The sequence below is a fragment of the Myxococcus sp. MH1 genome, from assembly GCF_059738865.1.
This window is the reverse complement of sequence record NZ_AP026947.1, coordinates 4,959,037-4,974,391: the sequence shown is the minus strand read 5'-3', so window position 1 is coordinate 4,974,391 and position 15,355 is coordinate 4,959,037. Positions and strand designations below refer to the sequence as shown.

14 protein-coding genes are annotated in these 15,355 nt (G+C 70.5%); 10 read left to right on the top strand and 4 right to left on the bottom strand.

Going from position 1 to position 15,355, the window contains the following annotated elements:
• The first annotated feature begins 5 nt into the window (after positions 1-5).
• From AC6JA9_RS19785 to AC6JA9_RS19775, 3 genes are read left to right on the top strand one after another with little or no spacing between them, the layout of a single operon-like run.
• Positions 6-740 (top strand): ABC transporter ATP-binding protein, encoded by a 735-nt coding sequence (locus AC6JA9_RS19785; protein ID WP_223784461.1) that lies wholly within the window; start codon positions 6-8, stop codon positions 738-740.
• Positions 741-789: 49 nt separating this feature from the next.
• Positions 790-2,220 carry an efflux RND transporter periplasmic adaptor subunit gene (locus AC6JA9_RS19780; RefSeq protein WP_497960430.1) on the top strand — a complete coding sequence of 477 codons (1,431 nt, stop codon included), beginning with the start codon at positions 790-792 and terminating at the stop codon, positions 2,218-2,220.
• A gap of 27 nt (positions 2,221-2,247) precedes the next feature.
• Complete coding sequence (locus AC6JA9_RS19775) at positions 2,248-3,453, top strand: ABC transporter permease (RefSeq protein WP_141331918.1); 1,206 nt, start codon at positions 2,248-2,250, stop codon at positions 3,451-3,453.
• 43 nt (positions 3,454-3,496) lie between these two features.
• On the opposite strand, the gene AC6JA9_RS19770 is transcribed toward AC6JA9_RS19775, so the two are convergent.
• On the bottom strand, positions 3,497-4,267 hold the full coding sequence (locus AC6JA9_RS19770) for an SDR family oxidoreductase (RefSeq protein ID WP_497960429.1): 771 nt from the start codon (positions 4,265-4,267) through the stop codon (positions 3,497-3,499).
• 176 nt (positions 4,268-4,443) lie between these two features.
• On the opposite strand from AC6JA9_RS19770, the gene AC6JA9_RS19765 reads away from it, so the two are divergent.
• Complete coding sequence (locus AC6JA9_RS19765) at positions 4,444-5,640, top strand: metallophosphoesterase (RefSeq protein ID WP_223750023.1); 1,197 nt, start codon at positions 4,444-4,446, stop codon at positions 5,638-5,640.
• 1 nt (position 5,641) lies between these two features.
• Here the strand turns inward: AC6JA9_RS19765 and AC6JA9_RS19760 are convergent, their stop codons facing one another.
• Positions 5,642-6,079 (bottom strand): hypothetical protein, encoded by a 438-nt coding sequence (locus tag AC6JA9_RS19760; RefSeq protein ID WP_223750024.1) that lies wholly within the window; start codon positions 6,077-6,079, stop codon positions 5,642-5,644.
• Positions 6,076-7,620, bottom strand: coding sequence for an alkaline phosphatase D family protein (locus tag AC6JA9_RS19755; RefSeq protein ID WP_497960427.1), 1,545 nt, complete (start codon positions 7,618-7,620; stop codon positions 6,076-6,078). Before AC6JA9_RS19755 ends, AC6JA9_RS19760 begins: the two co-directional genes overlap by 4 nt.
• 284 nt (positions 7,621-7,904) lie before the next feature.
• Between AC6JA9_RS19755 and AC6JA9_RS19750 the strand changes: the two genes are divergently transcribed.
• The 5 genes from AC6JA9_RS19750 (at position 7,905) to AC6JA9_RS19730 (ending at position 12,826) form a co-directional block, all read left to right on the top strand.
• Positions 7,905-8,693 carry a tetratricopeptide repeat protein gene (locus AC6JA9_RS19750; protein WP_223750026.1) on the top strand — a complete coding sequence of 263 codons (789 nt, stop codon included), beginning with the start codon at positions 7,905-7,907 and terminating at the stop codon, positions 8,691-8,693.
• Positions 8,694-8,868: 175 nt separating this feature from the next.
• Entirely contained in the window at positions 8,869-9,981 is a 1,113-nt protein-coding gene (locus tag AC6JA9_RS19745; RefSeq protein ID WP_046713461.1) for an S-(hydroxymethyl)glutathione dehydrogenase/class III alcohol dehydrogenase, read from the top strand.
• Positions 9,978-10,829 carry an S-formylglutathione hydrolase gene (fghA, locus tag AC6JA9_RS19740; RefSeq protein WP_223750027.1) on the top strand — a complete coding sequence of 284 codons (852 nt, stop codon included), beginning with the start codon at positions 9,978-9,980 and terminating at the stop codon, positions 10,827-10,829. Before AC6JA9_RS19745 ends, fghA begins: the two co-directional genes overlap by 4 nt.
• 94 nt (positions 10,830-10,923) lie before the next feature.
• Positions 10,924-11,667 carry a head GIN domain-containing protein gene (locus tag AC6JA9_RS19735; RefSeq protein WP_223750028.1) on the top strand — a complete coding sequence of 248 codons (744 nt, stop codon included), beginning with the start codon at positions 10,924-10,926 and terminating at the stop codon, positions 11,665-11,667.
• Between the two features lie 82 nt (positions 11,668-11,749).
• Complete coding sequence (locus AC6JA9_RS19730) at positions 11,750-12,826, top strand: aquaporin (protein WP_497960426.1); 1,077 nt, start codon at positions 11,750-11,752, stop codon at positions 12,824-12,826.
• A 225-nt stretch (positions 12,827-13,051) separates the two neighbouring features.
• On the opposite strand, the gene AC6JA9_RS19725 is transcribed toward AC6JA9_RS19730, so the two are convergent.
• Positions 13,052-13,273 carry a DUF3185 family protein gene (locus AC6JA9_RS19725; protein ID WP_267696411.1) on the bottom strand — a complete coding sequence of 74 codons (222 nt, stop codon included), beginning with the start codon at positions 13,271-13,273 and terminating at the stop codon, positions 13,052-13,054.
• A 442-nt stretch (positions 13,274-13,715) separates the two neighbouring features.
• Here AC6JA9_RS19725 and AC6JA9_RS19720 point away from each other — a divergent pair, with 442 nt between their 5' ends.
• Positions 13,716-15,224: a hypothetical protein gene (locus AC6JA9_RS19720; protein WP_497960424.1), complete on the top strand. Its 1,509-nt coding sequence runs from the start codon at positions 13,716-13,718 to the stop codon at positions 15,222-15,224.
• Positions 15,225-15,355 lie beyond the last annotated feature (131 nt).

The window sequence follows — 15,355 nt, the reverse complement described above, 5'->3', positions numbered from 1 at the left end:
CACCCATGAACGACACGACGGGAGCACCGGCCGACAAGGCGCGCGACATCGCGGACGTGGTCATCCGGGTGGAGGGCCTTCGCAAGGACTACACCATGGGCTCGGAGGTGGTGCGCGCGCTGCGCGGCGTGGACCTCACCATCCGCCGCAACGAATACGTGGCCGTCATGGGCCCGTCCGGCTCGGGCAAGTCCACCTTCATGAACCTCATCGGCTGCCTGGACGTGCCCAGCGAGGGCCAGTACTGGCTCAACGGCCAGCCGGTGGCGGGCATGACGGAGAACGCGCTGGCGCGCATCCGCAATCGCGAGCTGGGCTTCGTGTTCCAGAGCTTCAACCTGCTGCCGCGCGCGTCCGCGCTCGACAACGTGGCGCTGCCCCTGGTGTACGCGCGCGTGCCCAAGAAGCTCCGCCTGGAGCGCGCCGCGGCCATGCTGGACAAGGTGGGCCTGGGCAGCCGCAAGGACCACCGCCCCAACGAGCTGTCCGGCGGCCAGCGCCAGCGCGTGGCGATCGCGCGCGCCCTGGTGACGCAGCCGGCGCTGCTGCTCGCGGACGAGCCCACGGGCGCGCTCGACAGTCGCACGGGCGAGGAGATCATGGCCCTCTTCGGGGAGCTGCACTCGCAGGGACAGACGCTGATGCTCGTCACGCACGAGTCGGACATCGCGGCGCACGCGCAGCGGGTGCTGTTCCTGAAGGACGGCGTCATCGAGCGGGACGAGCTGAAGAAGCACTGAGCAGGTCCGTCTCCTGGATGGAGAAGGCCACGAAGATTTGGAGGTCGTCGTGAGCAAGGTGAAGAAGGTGGTCATCACGGGTGTCGCGGCGGTCCTGATTGGCGCGGGCGTGTACGCCACCCAGCAGGGAAGCCAGCCGAAGACGCCCGAGCGCTCGGCGGCGGTGGCCGTCGTGGAGCGCCGGGACATGGAGGTCGTCGCGGAGTCCGCGGGCCTGGTGGAGCCCCTGCGCGTGGTGGAGGTGAAGTCCAAGGCCTCCGGCGAGGTGCTCCGCGTGCTCTTCGACACCGGCGACAAGGTGGAGAAGGACGCCCTGCTGGCGGAGATCGACCCGCGCGACGTGCAGAATGCGCTCGCGCAGGCGCAGGCGGACGTGGAGTCCGCGCGGGTGCGGCTGAACACGACTGACGCCCAGCGCCAGCGCATGGAGGCGCTGCGGCAGTCCGGCTACGTCACCCAGCAGGAGTACGAGTCCGCCATCGACGCGTTCGCCACGGCGCGGGCGGCCAAGGTGCGCGCGGAGACCAACCTCCAGCTCGCCAAGGAGCGCAGCCGCGACGTCACCATCCGCGCGCCCAGCTCGGGCACGCTGCTGGAGCGGCAGATCCAACCCGGGCAGATCATCGCCTCGGCCATCTCCAACGTGTCCGGCGGCAACACGCTGTTCAAGATGGCGGACCTGTCGGTGATGCAGGTGCGCGCCAAGGTGGACGAGACGGACGTGGGCCAGCTCAAGGCGGGCCTCAAGGCGCGCGTGACGATGGAGGCCTACCCGGGCCGGACGTTCATCGGCGAGGTCGTGAAGATCGAACCGCAGGCGCTGGTGGAGCAGAACGTCACCCTCTTCCCGGTGCTCGTGCGCCTGGACAACCCGGAGGGCCTGCTCCGGCCGGGCATGAACGCGGAGGTGGCGATTGAAATCTCCCGCCGGCGTGACGCCATCACCGTCCCCAACTCCGCCGTGGTGGGCCTGCGGGACGCGCGCGCCGCGGCGCTCGCGGTGGGGCTGACCGAGGAGTCCGTGCGCTCGCTGATGCGGCCGACGGGCGGCAGCGGCAACGCGGGGGCGCCGGGCGGTGACGCGGCGGCGCGTCCCGAGGGCGCGGCGGACAAGGGCGCGGTGGCGCCGGGTGGAGCGACGCCGGTGAACGTGAGCGCGCAGGCGGCGGAGCCGGGCGCGGAGGGTGGCGGCCGTCGCAACCGGGGCGGTGGGCGCGAGGGTCGTCAGGGCACCGGGGACACGCGGCCGGGCATCGTCTTCGTGAAGGGGCCGAACGGACCGGAGCCGCGCCGGGTGACGCTGGGGCTGAGCGACTGGGAGAGCTCCGAGGTGCTGAGCGGCCTGACGGAGGGCGACCAGGTGATGCTGGTGTCGGTGGCGCAGCTCCAGCAGCAACAGCAGCAGCGCTCGGAGCGCATGCGTCAGTCGGCCGGCATGATTCCGGGTGCGGGCGGCGGCGGCATGCGCGGCGGACGGTAGTCGGCGGCAGGAGGAGGAGGACAGGTCATGGGAGAAATCATCCGGGTCGCGTTCGACGCGGTCCTCGCCAACAAGCTGCGCTCCCTGCTGACGATGTTGGGCATCGTCATCGGCATCGCGGCGGTCATCACCATGGTGGCGCTGGGCGAGGGAGCCCAGCGCTCGGTGGAGCAGCGGCTCAAGACGCTGGGGACCAACGTCCTCACCGTGCGCCCCGGACAGTCCTTCTCCGGCGGTCTCGGCCGAGGTCAGGCCACCATGACCATCGACGACGCGGAGGCGCTGCGCGCCAACCCCAAGCACATCCAGAACGTGGCCCCGGAGATCGAGTCCCGCTTCCAGGTGGAGTACGGCGCGGGCAACGCGAACCTGTCCGTCGTCGGTACGTGGCCGGCGTACTTCAACATCAACGAGTCGAACATCGTCTCGGGGCGGCTCTTCACCGAGGCGGAGGACAAGGGCCGGCGCCGCGTGGTGGTGCTGGGCGCGCTGGCGGCCGGGCAGCTGGGGGTGCGGGACTCCTCGGCGCTGGTGGGCGAGACGATTCGCATCCGCGGCATCCCCTTCGAGGTCATCGGCGTGCTCGCAGAGAAGGGCTCGCAGGGCTTCTCCAACCCGGACGAGAGCCTCTACATCCCGCTGGCCACCGCGCAGTTCCGGGTGATGGGCAGCAACCGCATCCGCTCGATTGCCGTGCAGGCCTCGGGTGAGGGCGCCATGGATGACGCGATGGCGGAGATCGACCTCAAGCTGCGCCGCGAGCACCGGCTGCGTCCCGAGGAGCAGGCGGACTTCAACATCCGGGACCAGGCGTCGCTGCTGGCGACGGTGCAGGAGACGACGCAGACCTTCTCGCTGCTCCTGGCGGGCATCGCCGCCATCTCCCTGCTGGTGGGCGGCATCGGCATCATGAACATCATGCTCGTCTCGGTGACGGAGCGGACGCGCGAGATCGGCCTGCGCAAGGCGCTGGGTGCCACCGGCACGGACATCCTGCTCCAGTTCCTGGTGGAGTCGCTGGTGCTCTGCCTCGCGGGCGGCACGCTGGGACTGGCGCTGGGCGTGGGCGGCGCCGCGCTGCTGCAGAAGCTCATGGGGTGGACGATGGTGGTGGCGCCCGAGGCCATCATCCTGGCCATCGCCTTCTCCGCCACCGTCGGCGTGTTCTTCGGCATCTGGCCCGCGCGCCGCGCCGCGAGCCTCGCGCCCATCGAGTCGCTGCGCTACGAGTGACGTCGCGTCGGGCCCGGGAGCACGCCTCCCGGGCCTCGCGCGTTCAGCGTCCGGGGCGAGGGCCGGGGTCCAGCTCGTAGGCGGCGACGTCGCGGTAGTAGCGCTCCACCTCCTGCTGCGCCGCGGGCCGCGTGAAGACCTCCGGGCGCGGATGCGCGATGGCGTCGAGGATGACCTCCACGGCCTCCTCCACCCGCTGCGCGCCGGGCAGCATGCGCGAGTCCGGCCCTCCTCCCAGCGCGTTCGTCCCGAACTCCGTGGCCACCACGCCCGGCATCACCACCGTGACGTGGATGCCGGGATGGGTCTTGTGCAGGTCCTGCCGCAGACAGGCGCTCAGCGCGTTCAGCGCGTGCTTGGCCGCGCTGTACGCGGAGCGATGGGGCACGACGGGCAGGCGCCCCAGCGTGCTGGAGATGTTGAGGATCTGCCCCGCGTTGCGTGCCTGGAAGTGCGGCAGGACGGCCTGCATCCCGTAGAGCGCGCTGTTGACGTTGGCGCGCCACATCTCCTCCAGGTCCTCGTCCGAGAGGTCCGCCACGGAGCGGGTGATGCCGCGCCCCGCGTTGTTCACCCAGACGTCGATGTGACCGAAGCGCTCCAGCGCCGCGTCGCGCAGCTTCTCCACCTGCGCGCGGGACGTCACGTCGGTGACGACCGCCAGCGAGTCCCGGCCGGAGCGGGTCGCCACCGTCTCCAACGCATCCTTGCGACGGGCCGCCAGCACCAGCTTCGCCCCACGCGCGCCCGCCACCCGCGCCAGCTCCGCGCCGATTCCTCCACTCGCCCCCGTGATGACGATGACCTTGTCCATGTGTGTCCCCTCCCGAGGCTCGCCTGCTGTCACGGCCGGGGAATCTACCTGCCCGGAGCACACCTGGCCGGTTCTCGTCCGCCGTGTGCCACGCTCAGTGTTCAATCTCCGGGACACGGCCGGGCCCGAGGCCGCGTGCTACCCTGCCCGTCCGTTCTCAGCCCGGGCACATCCCCATGCCGTTCCGGTTCTCCTCCTTCTCGATGCTCATCGGCCTCGGCGCGGTGCTGGGCCACCTGTATCTCTACCGGCGACTGGTGCGTGAGCTGGTGCGAGGCCGCGTCGGCCGGCTCGTGGCCATGGTCGTCCTGGGCCTGCTCACGCTGTTCCTGGGGCTGCGACGCACGCTCCTGGACGCCGTCCCCGAGCAGCACGAGCAAACCGTCACGGTGGCCACGTACACGTGGATGGGCGTGGCGCTCTGCCTCGTGCTGGCCCTGGGAGCCATGGACCTCGCCCGCGCGTTCCTCGCGTTGGGTCGCCGCCTCCAGCAGCGCCGGGCCACGCCGCTCGCGTCCCCGAACGAGGAGCCCATCGACCCGGAGCGGAGGAAGTTCCTCGGACGCGCGCTGGCGGGAGGCGCGGCCATCGCGGGAGGTGGCCTCGCGTCCTACGGCCACTGGCGAGCCTTCGCGCCGCCGATGGTGACCGAGGTCGCCATCCGGATTCCCAAGCTGCCGCGCGCGCTCGACGGGCTCAGCATCGTGCAGCTCACGGACATCCACGTGGGCCCGTTCATCCAGCGCCGGTTCATGGACGAGCTGGTGCGGCAGGCCAACGCGCTGAAGCCGGACCTGTTCGCCATCACCGGCGACCTGGTGGACGGCGACGTGCCCACGCTGGGTCCCTCCGTCGCGGCGCTGCGGGACTTGCGCTCGCGGTACGGCAGCTACTTCGTCACCGGCAATCACGACTACTACTCGGGTGACGTGGAGTGGACCACGTTCCTCCAGTCGCTCGACATCCAGTCGCTGCGCAACCGCCACGTGCGCATCGGTGACGCAGGCGCATCCTTGGACCTGGTCGGCGTGGATGACTGGAGCGGCTGGAAGCGACGCAACCAGAAGGGCTACGACCTGGATCTCGCGCTCCAAGGGAGGGACCCGGAGCGCGCGGCGGTGTTGCTCGCGCACCAGCCCGCGAACTTCAAGGTGGCCGCGGAGCGCGGGATGGACCTCCAGATTTCAGGCCACACGCACGGCGGGCAGCTCGTGCCCATGACGCTGCTCATCAACTTCGCCTGGGAGCACGTGGCGGGCCTGTACCGCCATCAGGACTCGCACATCTACGTGAGCCGGGGCTGCGGCTTCTGGGGACCGCCCATGCGCGTGGGCAGTCCTCCGGAGCTGGTGAAGCTCGTGCTCACCACGTGAGTCATCCCCGAGGAGGGATGCGGGGCGTATAGCGACGGTGGCTGTCGACGCGGCCACAGGCCGGACACGTCACCTCGACCCGGAGCTCTCCGCCCTTGCGCTCGGTGGCGGCGGCGACGGTGTGCACGCTGAACGTCGCGCGTGCGCCGCACCCGGTACACGGGCTCCAGGTCTGCTCGAAGGCGGTGTTGCGCACCACCACGCCCTCCTCGCACGAGCCGCACCACCAGACGTGATAGTCCACGGCGCCGCTCTGCTCGTGGCGTCGTTGCTCCGCGTCGAGGTGATGGTCATCCAGCTCCTCGTCGAGCAGCTCGCGCGCCTTCCCACAGCGAGCACATGCCCCGAGCGACGGAACCGGAAGCGCGCGCCGGTTCGTCATCAGGTGCCAACCCAAGGCCGCCGCCCCGAGCGAGAACACGATGACCACCCACGTCATCGGCTCGGCTCCAGCTCCACCTGATGCAGGGCCTTGCCCGTGAGGTCGTGGATGGCCACGGTCATCACGCCCGATGCGCCCTGGATGCGGACGCTGCCGAAGTACTGCTGTCCCTCCCACGGCGCCGCGTTCATCACCGTGGCCGGCTTCTGCCACTTCACCTCGGGGCCGAAGGTCTCGTCGAGCGGGCTCGGGCCGAACGTCCCCGCGTTGAGCGGCCCCGCGACGAACTCCCAGAACGGGTCGAAGTCCCGGAAGCGCGCCCGGTCCGGATGGAAGTGGTGCATCGCCGGGTAGTGCACGTCCGCGGTGAGGAACACCACGTTGCGCACCCGTCGCTCCTTCAGGAACGAGAGCAGCTCCGCCAGCTCCAGCTCGCGCCCCATCGGCGCGCCCGGCCCGTTGGCCCAGGCCTCCATGAGCGGACCGTCCGGCGTCTTCTCCGCGGGCACCACGAGCCCCAGCGGCATGCTGGTCGCAATCACCTTCCACGTCGCGCGCGAGGACGCCAGGGCCTGCTTCAAGCCATCGAGCTGCGCGCGTCCCAGGAAGGCCGTCTCCGGGCCCTGCTTCGTCTGACGGTTGAGCGTGTTCGGGCCTCGGAACGCCCGCACGTCCGGGATGAAGACATCCAGCAGCGGCCCCTGGGAGAGCTGACGGTGGATGCGCCCCTCCGCGCGAGCGGCGCCGCCCACGGGTGAGTACTCGAAGAACGCCTGACGCGCCCGTGCACCGAGCACGCCGTCATCCGAGACCCGCGTGTAGCGCGGGTCCTCCGCCATGGAGCGGCCCGGATACCAGTTGTTGCGCACCTCATGGTCGTCCCACTGGTACGCAATGGGCACCTCGCGAGCGAAGGCCCGCAGGGACTCGTCGAGGAAGTTGTAGGCGAAGTTCCCGCGCAGCTCCTCGAGCGTCTCGGCGACCTTGGACTTCGCGGGCGTGACGACGTTGCGCCACACGCGCCCGTCCGGGAGCGTCACCTCGGGCAACAGCGGGTTGTCCGCGTAGATGACGTCGCCGACGTGCAGGAAGAAGTCCGGCTTCAGCGCGCGCAGGGCCGCGAAGCCGCGATACCCACCCCACTCCCGGTTGATGCCCCACCCCTGCCCGCAGACATCCGCGCTCCAGGCGAAGGAGAGGTCCCGGGCGGTATCCGAGGCCGACAGGAATCTCCCCGTCCACGCCTCCCCCGTGGCACCGCCCTCCTCCGCGAGCACCCGCACGAAGAGCTGCCGCCCCGGAGGCAGCCCCGTGAGGTCCACCACGCCGGTGAAGTCCGTCTCGGCCGTGAGCCGTCCCCCCTCGACCCGGTGGACGCCCCGGGCGAAGCGCGAGTCCTCGCTCCACTCCACCACGAGCCGGGACGCCCGCTCCGCCTTGCCCCAGACGCTGACGGCCCCGGTGCGCACGTCGCCCAGCTGCGCGCCCAGGGGCAGCGACGGTCCGGAGCGCGGCGCGACGAGGGGGCGCGTCGAGGCACAGCCCGCGGCGGTGACGGCGAGCCCCTGGAGGACGGTACGTCGGGTGAGGACGGTCATGGCGCGAGAGCTCCGACGGGGGGAAACACGGGGCCGCACCCTAGCAGCGCCCCCACACCCCGGGTGTCCACAGGCGCCCCCACGTCGGGTGGACCGGGGCCCAGGAGGGGGTGGCCGGAAGGCAGGGAGGCAGGCGCGCGCTGCTCCTGGGTGGCGGGGCCGTGACTTCGGGTATGCTCGCCCCTGATTCCGGATCCGCGTGAGGGCGGGTCCCACGCTGAGCGAACAGCAGGATGGACTGGGCCGGGGTCGACTCCCCAGGCCCGCTCGAGAGGTTCACACACATGAAGCGACTGGCACGAGTCGGTCTGATGGTCGGAGTTCTCGCACTGGGTGGCACCGTGGCCTGTAGCGAGGAGAACGACGTCGCCAAGCAGAACCGCGTCAAGGGCACCAACCACCTGGCGAAGAAGGAGTACAAGGAGGCCACCGAGGCCTACGCCCTGTCGCTCCAGGCGGACCCCAAGCAGGAGAAGGTCTGGGAGAAGAAGGCCTTCGCCCACCTCGAGCTCGGACAGATGGACAAGGCCAGCGAGGCCGTCCTGAAGATCCTCGAGATGAAGACCACCCCCGCGGACAAGGCCGAGACCTACCGCACCCTGGCCAGCATGCACATGAAGGGCGGCACGCTGGAGGACGCGGAGAAGTACTTCAACGAGGCGCTCAAGATCGAGCCCAAGGACGAGGCGTCCCTCGGGTGGATCGCGGAGATCTACGCGCAGAAGGGCGGCGCGCGCTCCATGTCGGCCCCCATCGTCAAGGCGGACCTGGAGAAGTCGCTGAGCATCTATGACCAGGTCATCGCCATCAACCCGAACTCCGCCAACACGTACCTCAACAAGCGCGTCGTGATGGGCCGCCTCATGGAGTACGAGCGGCAGCAGAAGGACATGGCGCTGTCCGAGGCCGCCGAGAACGCCAAGGACAAGACCATCGTCGACGAGGCCAACGCCCGCGCCGCCGAGCACCAGAAGAAGATGGACGAGTACCAGGGTCAGTTCGCGGAGATGACCAAGAAGTTCAGCGAGGCGCAGAAGGCCGCCAAGGCCCAGGCCGCGGCCGGCACGCCGTAGTCGCTCCCCTGCCTTGCCCGAAGGGCCTGGAACCGCGCGTCGGCTCCAGGCCCTTCTTCATTTGTCGATAAGCCCCGGAAGCGTCCGCCAGGCATCAGCGAGCGAATCCGTCGTGCGACGCCCGCCCGCCGCGCATTACGCTCCCGCCCTTCATTTCTCACAGGGAGGCTCGTGTATGGACGTGCGCGCGGCGGTGGCGCTCGAGGCAGGCAAGCCGTTGGTCATCGAGACGGTGCACCTGGAGGGACCCAAGGCGGGCGAGGTGCTCGTGGAGCTGAAGGCCACCGGCATCTGCCACACGGACCAGTTCACGCTCTCCGGAGCGGACCCGGAGGGGCTCTTCCCCGCCATCCTCGGCCACGAGGGCGCGGGCGTGGTGGTGGACGTGGGCCCGGGCGTGACGTCGGTGCGCAAGGGCGACCACGTCATCCCGCTCTACACGCCCGAGTGCCGGCAGTGTAAGTCGTGCCTGTCGCGCAAGACGAACCTGTGTACGGCCATCCGCGCCACGCAGGGCAAGGGCCTGATGCCGGACGGCACCAGCCGCTTCCGCCTGGGCAAGCAGGCCGTGCACCACTACATGGGCACGTCCACCTTCGCGCAGTACACGGTGCTGCCGGAGATCGCCGTCGCGAAGATTCGCGAGGACGCTCCGTTCGACAAGGTCTGCTACATCGGCTGCGGCGTGACGACGGGCATCGGCGCCGTCGTGTACACGGCCAAGGTGGAGGCCGGCGCGCGCGTCGTCGTCTTCGGCCTGGGCGGCATCGGCCTCAACGTGGTGCAGGCGGCCCGCATGGTGGGCGCGGACCAGATCGTCGGCGTGGACATCAACCCGGCGCGCAAGGCCATGGCGGAGAAGTTCGGCCTCACCCACTTCGTCAACCCGAAGGAGGTCGAGGGCGACCTGGTGCCGTACCTGGTCAACCTGACCAACGGCGGCGCGGACTACAGCTTCGAGTGCATCGGCAACGTGAACACGATGCGCCAGGCGCTCGAGTGCTGCCACCGCGGCTGGGGCGAGAGCATCGTCATCGGCGTGGCGGGCGCGGGGCAGGAGATCAAGACGCGGCCGTTCCAGCTCGTCACCGGGCGCGTGTGGAAGGGCAGCGCCTTCGGCGGCGCGCGCGGCCGCACGGACGTGCCGCAGATCGTCGACTGGTACATGAACGGGAAGATCAACGTCGACGACCTCATCACCCACACGCTGAAGCTGGAGGACATCAACCAGGGCTTCGACCTGATGCACAAGGGAGAGTCCATCCGCAGCGTGGTGAAGTACTCATGACGGCGGCGCCCACGCTCCTCAGCCAGCACCGCTGCTTCGACGGCACGCAGGGCTTCTACAAGCACGTGTCCGAGGCGTGCGGGGGCGAGATGCGCTTCGGCGTCTTCGTCCCGCCGCAGGCGCGGGAGCGCAAGGTGCCGGTGCTCTACTACCTCGCGGGCCTCACGTGCACGGAGGAGACCTTCCTGACGAAGGGCGGCGCGCAGCGTGTGGCGGCACAGCTGGGGGTGATGCTGGTGGCGCCGGACACCAGCCCTCGGGGCGCGGGGTATCCGGGCGAGGACGCGTCCTGGGACTTCGGCGTGGGGGCGGGCTTCTACCTGGACGCCACCCAGGCGCCGTGGTCCGCGCGCTACCGCATGGGCACGTACGTCACGAAGGAGCTGCCCGCGCTCATCGCCGGACACTTCCCGGCCCGCGAGGACCGGGAGGGCATCTTCGGCCACTCCATGGGAGGCCATGGCGCGCTCGTGTCGGCGCTGCGGCAGCCCGGGCGCTACCGCTCCGTGTCCGCGTTCGCTCCCATCGTCGCGCCCATGCGCGTGCCGTGGGGACAGAAGGCCTTCAAGGGCTACCTGGGCGAGGACACCCAGGCGTGGCGCGCGTATGACGCCACGGAGCTGATCCGCGCCGCGAAGCAGCACCTGCCCACGCTGCTGGTGGACCAGGGCACGGGCGACAAGTTCCTCCAGGAGCAGCTCAAGCCGGAGCTGCTGCGCGAGGCCTGCGCCGCCACGGGACAGCCGCTCACCCTGCGCATCCACGAGGGGTACGACCACGGCTACTACTTCGTCTCCACGTTCATGGAGGACCACCTGCGGCACCACGCCGCGGCGCTGAACGCGTAGGCCCTCCTTCGCGAGCTCCGTGGGGGCCCGGGTGACACATCCCGGCCCCCGCGGTGTTCCAGTGCCCGGACCTGTCGGACACGGGAGCGGGACGATGCGACTGGGAGCACGGGAGCAAGGCGCGGGGCTCGCGCTGCTGGCGGCGGCGTGGTTGTCGGGCTGTGGCTTCGGGCACCACCTGGAGGGCAGCGGGCATTCGATTGAGGAGTCGCGGACGACGCCCGTGTTCGACCGGCTGGAGGTGGAGGACGGCATCCCGGCGCACGTCCAGGTGGACCCGACGCGGCCCCACTCGGTCCTCATCATCGGCGATGACAACCTCGTCGCCCGCATGCGGACGGACCACGACGGGGACCGGTTGCGGGTGCACTTCGGCGGGCACGGCTCGGTGGGCTGGGACTCGCCCAATCCGCTGCGCGTCGAGGTGGTGGTGCCGAGCCTGGAGGCGCTGGAGCGCTCGGGTGGCGGGCGCACGGACGTGACGGGCGGCGTCGACGCGAATCACTTCAGCGTGTCCGCCAGCGGAGGCGGCGCGATCCTGGTGCGTGAGCTGCGCGCGCAGTCGGTGGCGCTCTCCCTGAGCGGAGGCGCGTATGCGCTCCTGGAGGGCGAGGCGCGCCAGATGAGGCTGGACCTGTCGGGTGGGAGCGAGGTGTATGCGGGAAAGCTCGCGTCGCGGGAGGCGGCGCTGGAGTCCAGCGGCGGCGGCATGGCCTCGCTGCGAGTGTCCGACACCTTGCGAGTGAGCGCTTCGGGCGGCAGCCACGTGCGCGTCTTCGGCCGCCCCGAGATGCTGGAGGAGGACCTGTCCGGTGGCTCCTCGCTGACCTTCGAATAGTCGTGCCGGGCAGGCGCTCGCGTCGGCTTTGACGGCCCTTTCCCCCAGGCATAGGGTGGGAGCGCCGCTGGAGGGCCCCGCGATGACGAGCGCAGATGCATCCACGACCTCCGCCAGCGCCGGGCGGCTCAATCGCCCCCGACGGCTCGCCGTCGAAGCGCTCGGCTGCGGACTGCTCGTGGTGGCCCTGGAGGGCGCGCACCACGGCGCCGAGCACCTGGGCGTGAGCGCCACCGACAACCGCCTCTTCATGTCCCTGGCGGCCGGCGTCGTGCTCGCGTGCCTCACCTGGGTGCTCCAGCCGCTGTCCGGCGCGCACTTCAACCCCGCCCTCACCTTCGCGGACGCGCTGGAGGACGGCACTCCGTGGCGGGACGTGCCGCGCTACGTGCTGGCACAGCTGGGCGGAGGGCTCGCGGGACGGCTGGTGGCACACCTCATGTGCGGAGAGCCGCTGCTCATCGCCACGCGGACGCCCTCGGCCAGCTCGGCGCAGTTCCTCACGGAGCTGGTGGCGACGTTCGGCCTGCTCATCGTGGTGCGCGGCTGCGTGCGCACCCGGCCCTCCGCCACCCACTTCGTCGTGGCCGGGTATGCCGCGGCCACGGTGTGGTTCACCGACTCGCGCTCGCTGGCGAACCCGGCGCTCATCCTCGCCCGGGCGGTGAGCACCCGTGCCAGCGCCCTGCACGCGATGGATGTCGAGTCCTTCGTGGCCGCGCAGTTGCTCGGCGCGACGCTCGCGGTGTTCTTGTTCCGATGGCTGATGACGCCGACGGCGAAGCCCGCGCACCGCCCCTGGCGCGTCATCTTCGAGTGCTCCCACCGCGGCGTGGCCGAGCAGGCCGCCGCCGTGTTCAACGGCCTGTGCGCACCGGACCGGGCGCATGCCACGCTGGACACGGGGACAGGCGCCGTGGACGCCCTGGGGCCGCCGCCGATGGTCATCCGGCTCATGCTGGAGGGCGAGGCGCCTCCCTCCGGAGAGGGCGCCGCCGTCTGGCGAGTGCCCGCGAGCGGAGAGGGAACGCCGGACGCGGAGCAGCGACTGCGAGCCTCGCTGCGTGAGCCCATCCACCGGCTGCTGCGGGAGCGGGGATGGTCCCGACTGCACGCCGTCGGCGACCCCGCGCACGAGGCGCCGGTGCGCCCTACCTGAGCAACTGCTCGCGCGCTGACGCGCGGCCGGGAGGCAGACCGCTTCCGGGTAGCGCGCAGCGGGGGCGATGGGCAACACCTGCGCCCGCGAGTGACCCGGACGAGGAAACGCCCGCGCCAGCGCGCGACCCGGACGAAGCAACACCCGCGCCCGCGAGCGACTCAGCAGGGGCGACACCTGCTCGCGCCGGGGCGGCGCGAGAAACCAGCCCCCGCTCGTGCGGGACTAGCGACGCTTGCCGCGACCGCCGCCGAACAGCACCAGCAGGATGCCTCCCGCGAGCGCGGCGCCCCCGCCCGCCAGGTACAGCGTGGTCTGCTCCGTGTACTTGCCGGTGAAGGCCTGGGTGGCTCGCTCGGTGAGCGACTCCCGCGCATTGAGCCCCGTCCACAGCAACACGCCGCCCGCGACGGCGAGCATCACTCCCACGAGCCGGATGATTCCCACGAGTTCTCCTCGAGCTGTCCAGGCAGCGTTATAGCGCCCGGTGACTCGCCGAGGGGAACTCAGATGCCCCCCTCCCCCCTGGGCCCAGGAACCTCACGCCACGGCGCCACGAATCAGCCACCGGGATTCAAGAACAACTCCATGGCGATATCGCCAGGCCCTGCGCTTCGATTCGACGTCAGCGGCGCCCGCCGGCAAGGCGTGCTCGCCCAATGGACGCACGCGGGACTGCTGCCAGGGTGAGCAGCTCACGGGGGACTGCTCCTGCTCGTTCGGCATCTGGGCCTCCACGGCCTTCGCCCCGTAACCCCCATGCGGGTGTCCTCCCTTTCGAGGGAGGGCACCTGTCCGTCCCTGAATAAGGGCTCGCCTCGCTGGCGGATAGGGGAATCCCTTCCGCTCATCCCATCCTCCGTCGGTTGTCGCCACGGAGGAGAGGGACATGCAAGCGAGACATGTGTGTGTGCTGATGGGTCTGGTGTTCGCCGGCTGCGGGGGCCCCACCCGACTTGAGCTTCGAGGCGCGGGCGTCGCGCCCCCTGCCCGCTCCACGGCGGGCTTCCGGGGAGCCACGGCGCACAAGGAGCACACGGAGCAGGTCTGCCCGGGACTCCCCGCGCGCCTCGCCGTGGTCATCCCCCCCGGCTCGGGCGCCACGCTCAACGGCCCCTTCCCCGAGTGGTTCGCCGACGTCGAAGGCACGCTCTACTTCGCCACCAACCTGTTCGACGGAAGCGCCGCCCTCTGGCGCAGCAACGGCACGGCCGTGGGGACGACCCGGGTGAAGTCCTTCCCCGCGGCGTCGGTGGGAATCCCCGCGCTGCGCAACCTGATACCCGTGGGCCCTCGGGTGTTCTTCCTGCTCGACCAGCCCGCGACGGGACGCGAGCTGTGGGTCAGCGATGGCACCGAGGCGGGCACGCACCTGGTCAGGGATTTGACTCCAGGCCCTGAAGGCACGCACCTCAGCTTCGTCGCGGCCCAGAACGGGAAGCTCACCTTCATGCGCCAATGGAGCCCCACGCCCGGGGCACCGGAGCTGGAGCTGTGGCACACGGATGGAACGCCCGAGGGCACGCTGCGCTTCGCGCGCTTCGGTCCGGAGTCGACGCTCGGGAACATGTCGCTGCGCGTGGGCCCCTACCAGCTCTTCTTCTTGTCCTCGGCGGCGCAGGGCACTTCACTGTGGCGCACGGACGGTACCGCCGCCGGCACGGCCCTCGTCAAGAAGGTCGATGCCCAGCAAGTGCCCATCACCGGCACGGGACAGGCCGGTGACGTGGGGCTGTTCCTGTTCGTGGACGGAGCGAACACGGAGGTGTGGAGGACGGATGGCACCGCGACGGGGACCCGGCGGGTGGATGCCTTCGGCAAGGGTGTCACCCTGCTCGGCGCCTTGAAAGGCAATGCCTACCTGGCCTCGGTCGACGCCACGAGCATGCGGATGCGCATCCAGCGACTGTCGTTGAGTGGCGGCGGGAAGGGCGCGGTCGTCACCCTCCCCAATCCCTATGCGGGCGAGGAGGCGGCCTACCCTTATCTGCAACAATATACCGTCTCGGGAGAGCGGCTCTTCTTCTCCGTGGCCATCGCGAGCCCCGGGCCCGCACCGCGCGCCGCGACACTCTGGACCTCCGACGGCACCACCGCGGGCACCTCCGCCTTGTCGGAAGCGCTCAGCCTGAGTGACGAGTACGCCTCGCCCCTGTTCCCGTTGGGCCAGAACGCCGCCCTCTTCGCCGCCTCGGCGCCGGGCGAAGGGCTCGAACCCTGGTTCACCCACGGCACGGTCGCCTCCAGCCTTCCCCTGGCGGACATCGCGACGCGCGGCGAGAACTCGCTCCCGGAGGGCTTCACCCGCGTCGGCGACCGCATCTATTTCCGCGCCATCGATGACACCGGCTCCTTCCAGGTGTGGTTCATCCCGCTTCAAGACTGCGACGACACCTGACGCAGACCTCAGGCCCGCATGAACAGGCGCTGCGGGCACCCCGGATGCCCGCAGGCGCCACCGGCCACCTCCAGACGCAAGACATGCGAGGAATTTCATCGACAAACGCCCAATTGACATTAAACAAATGT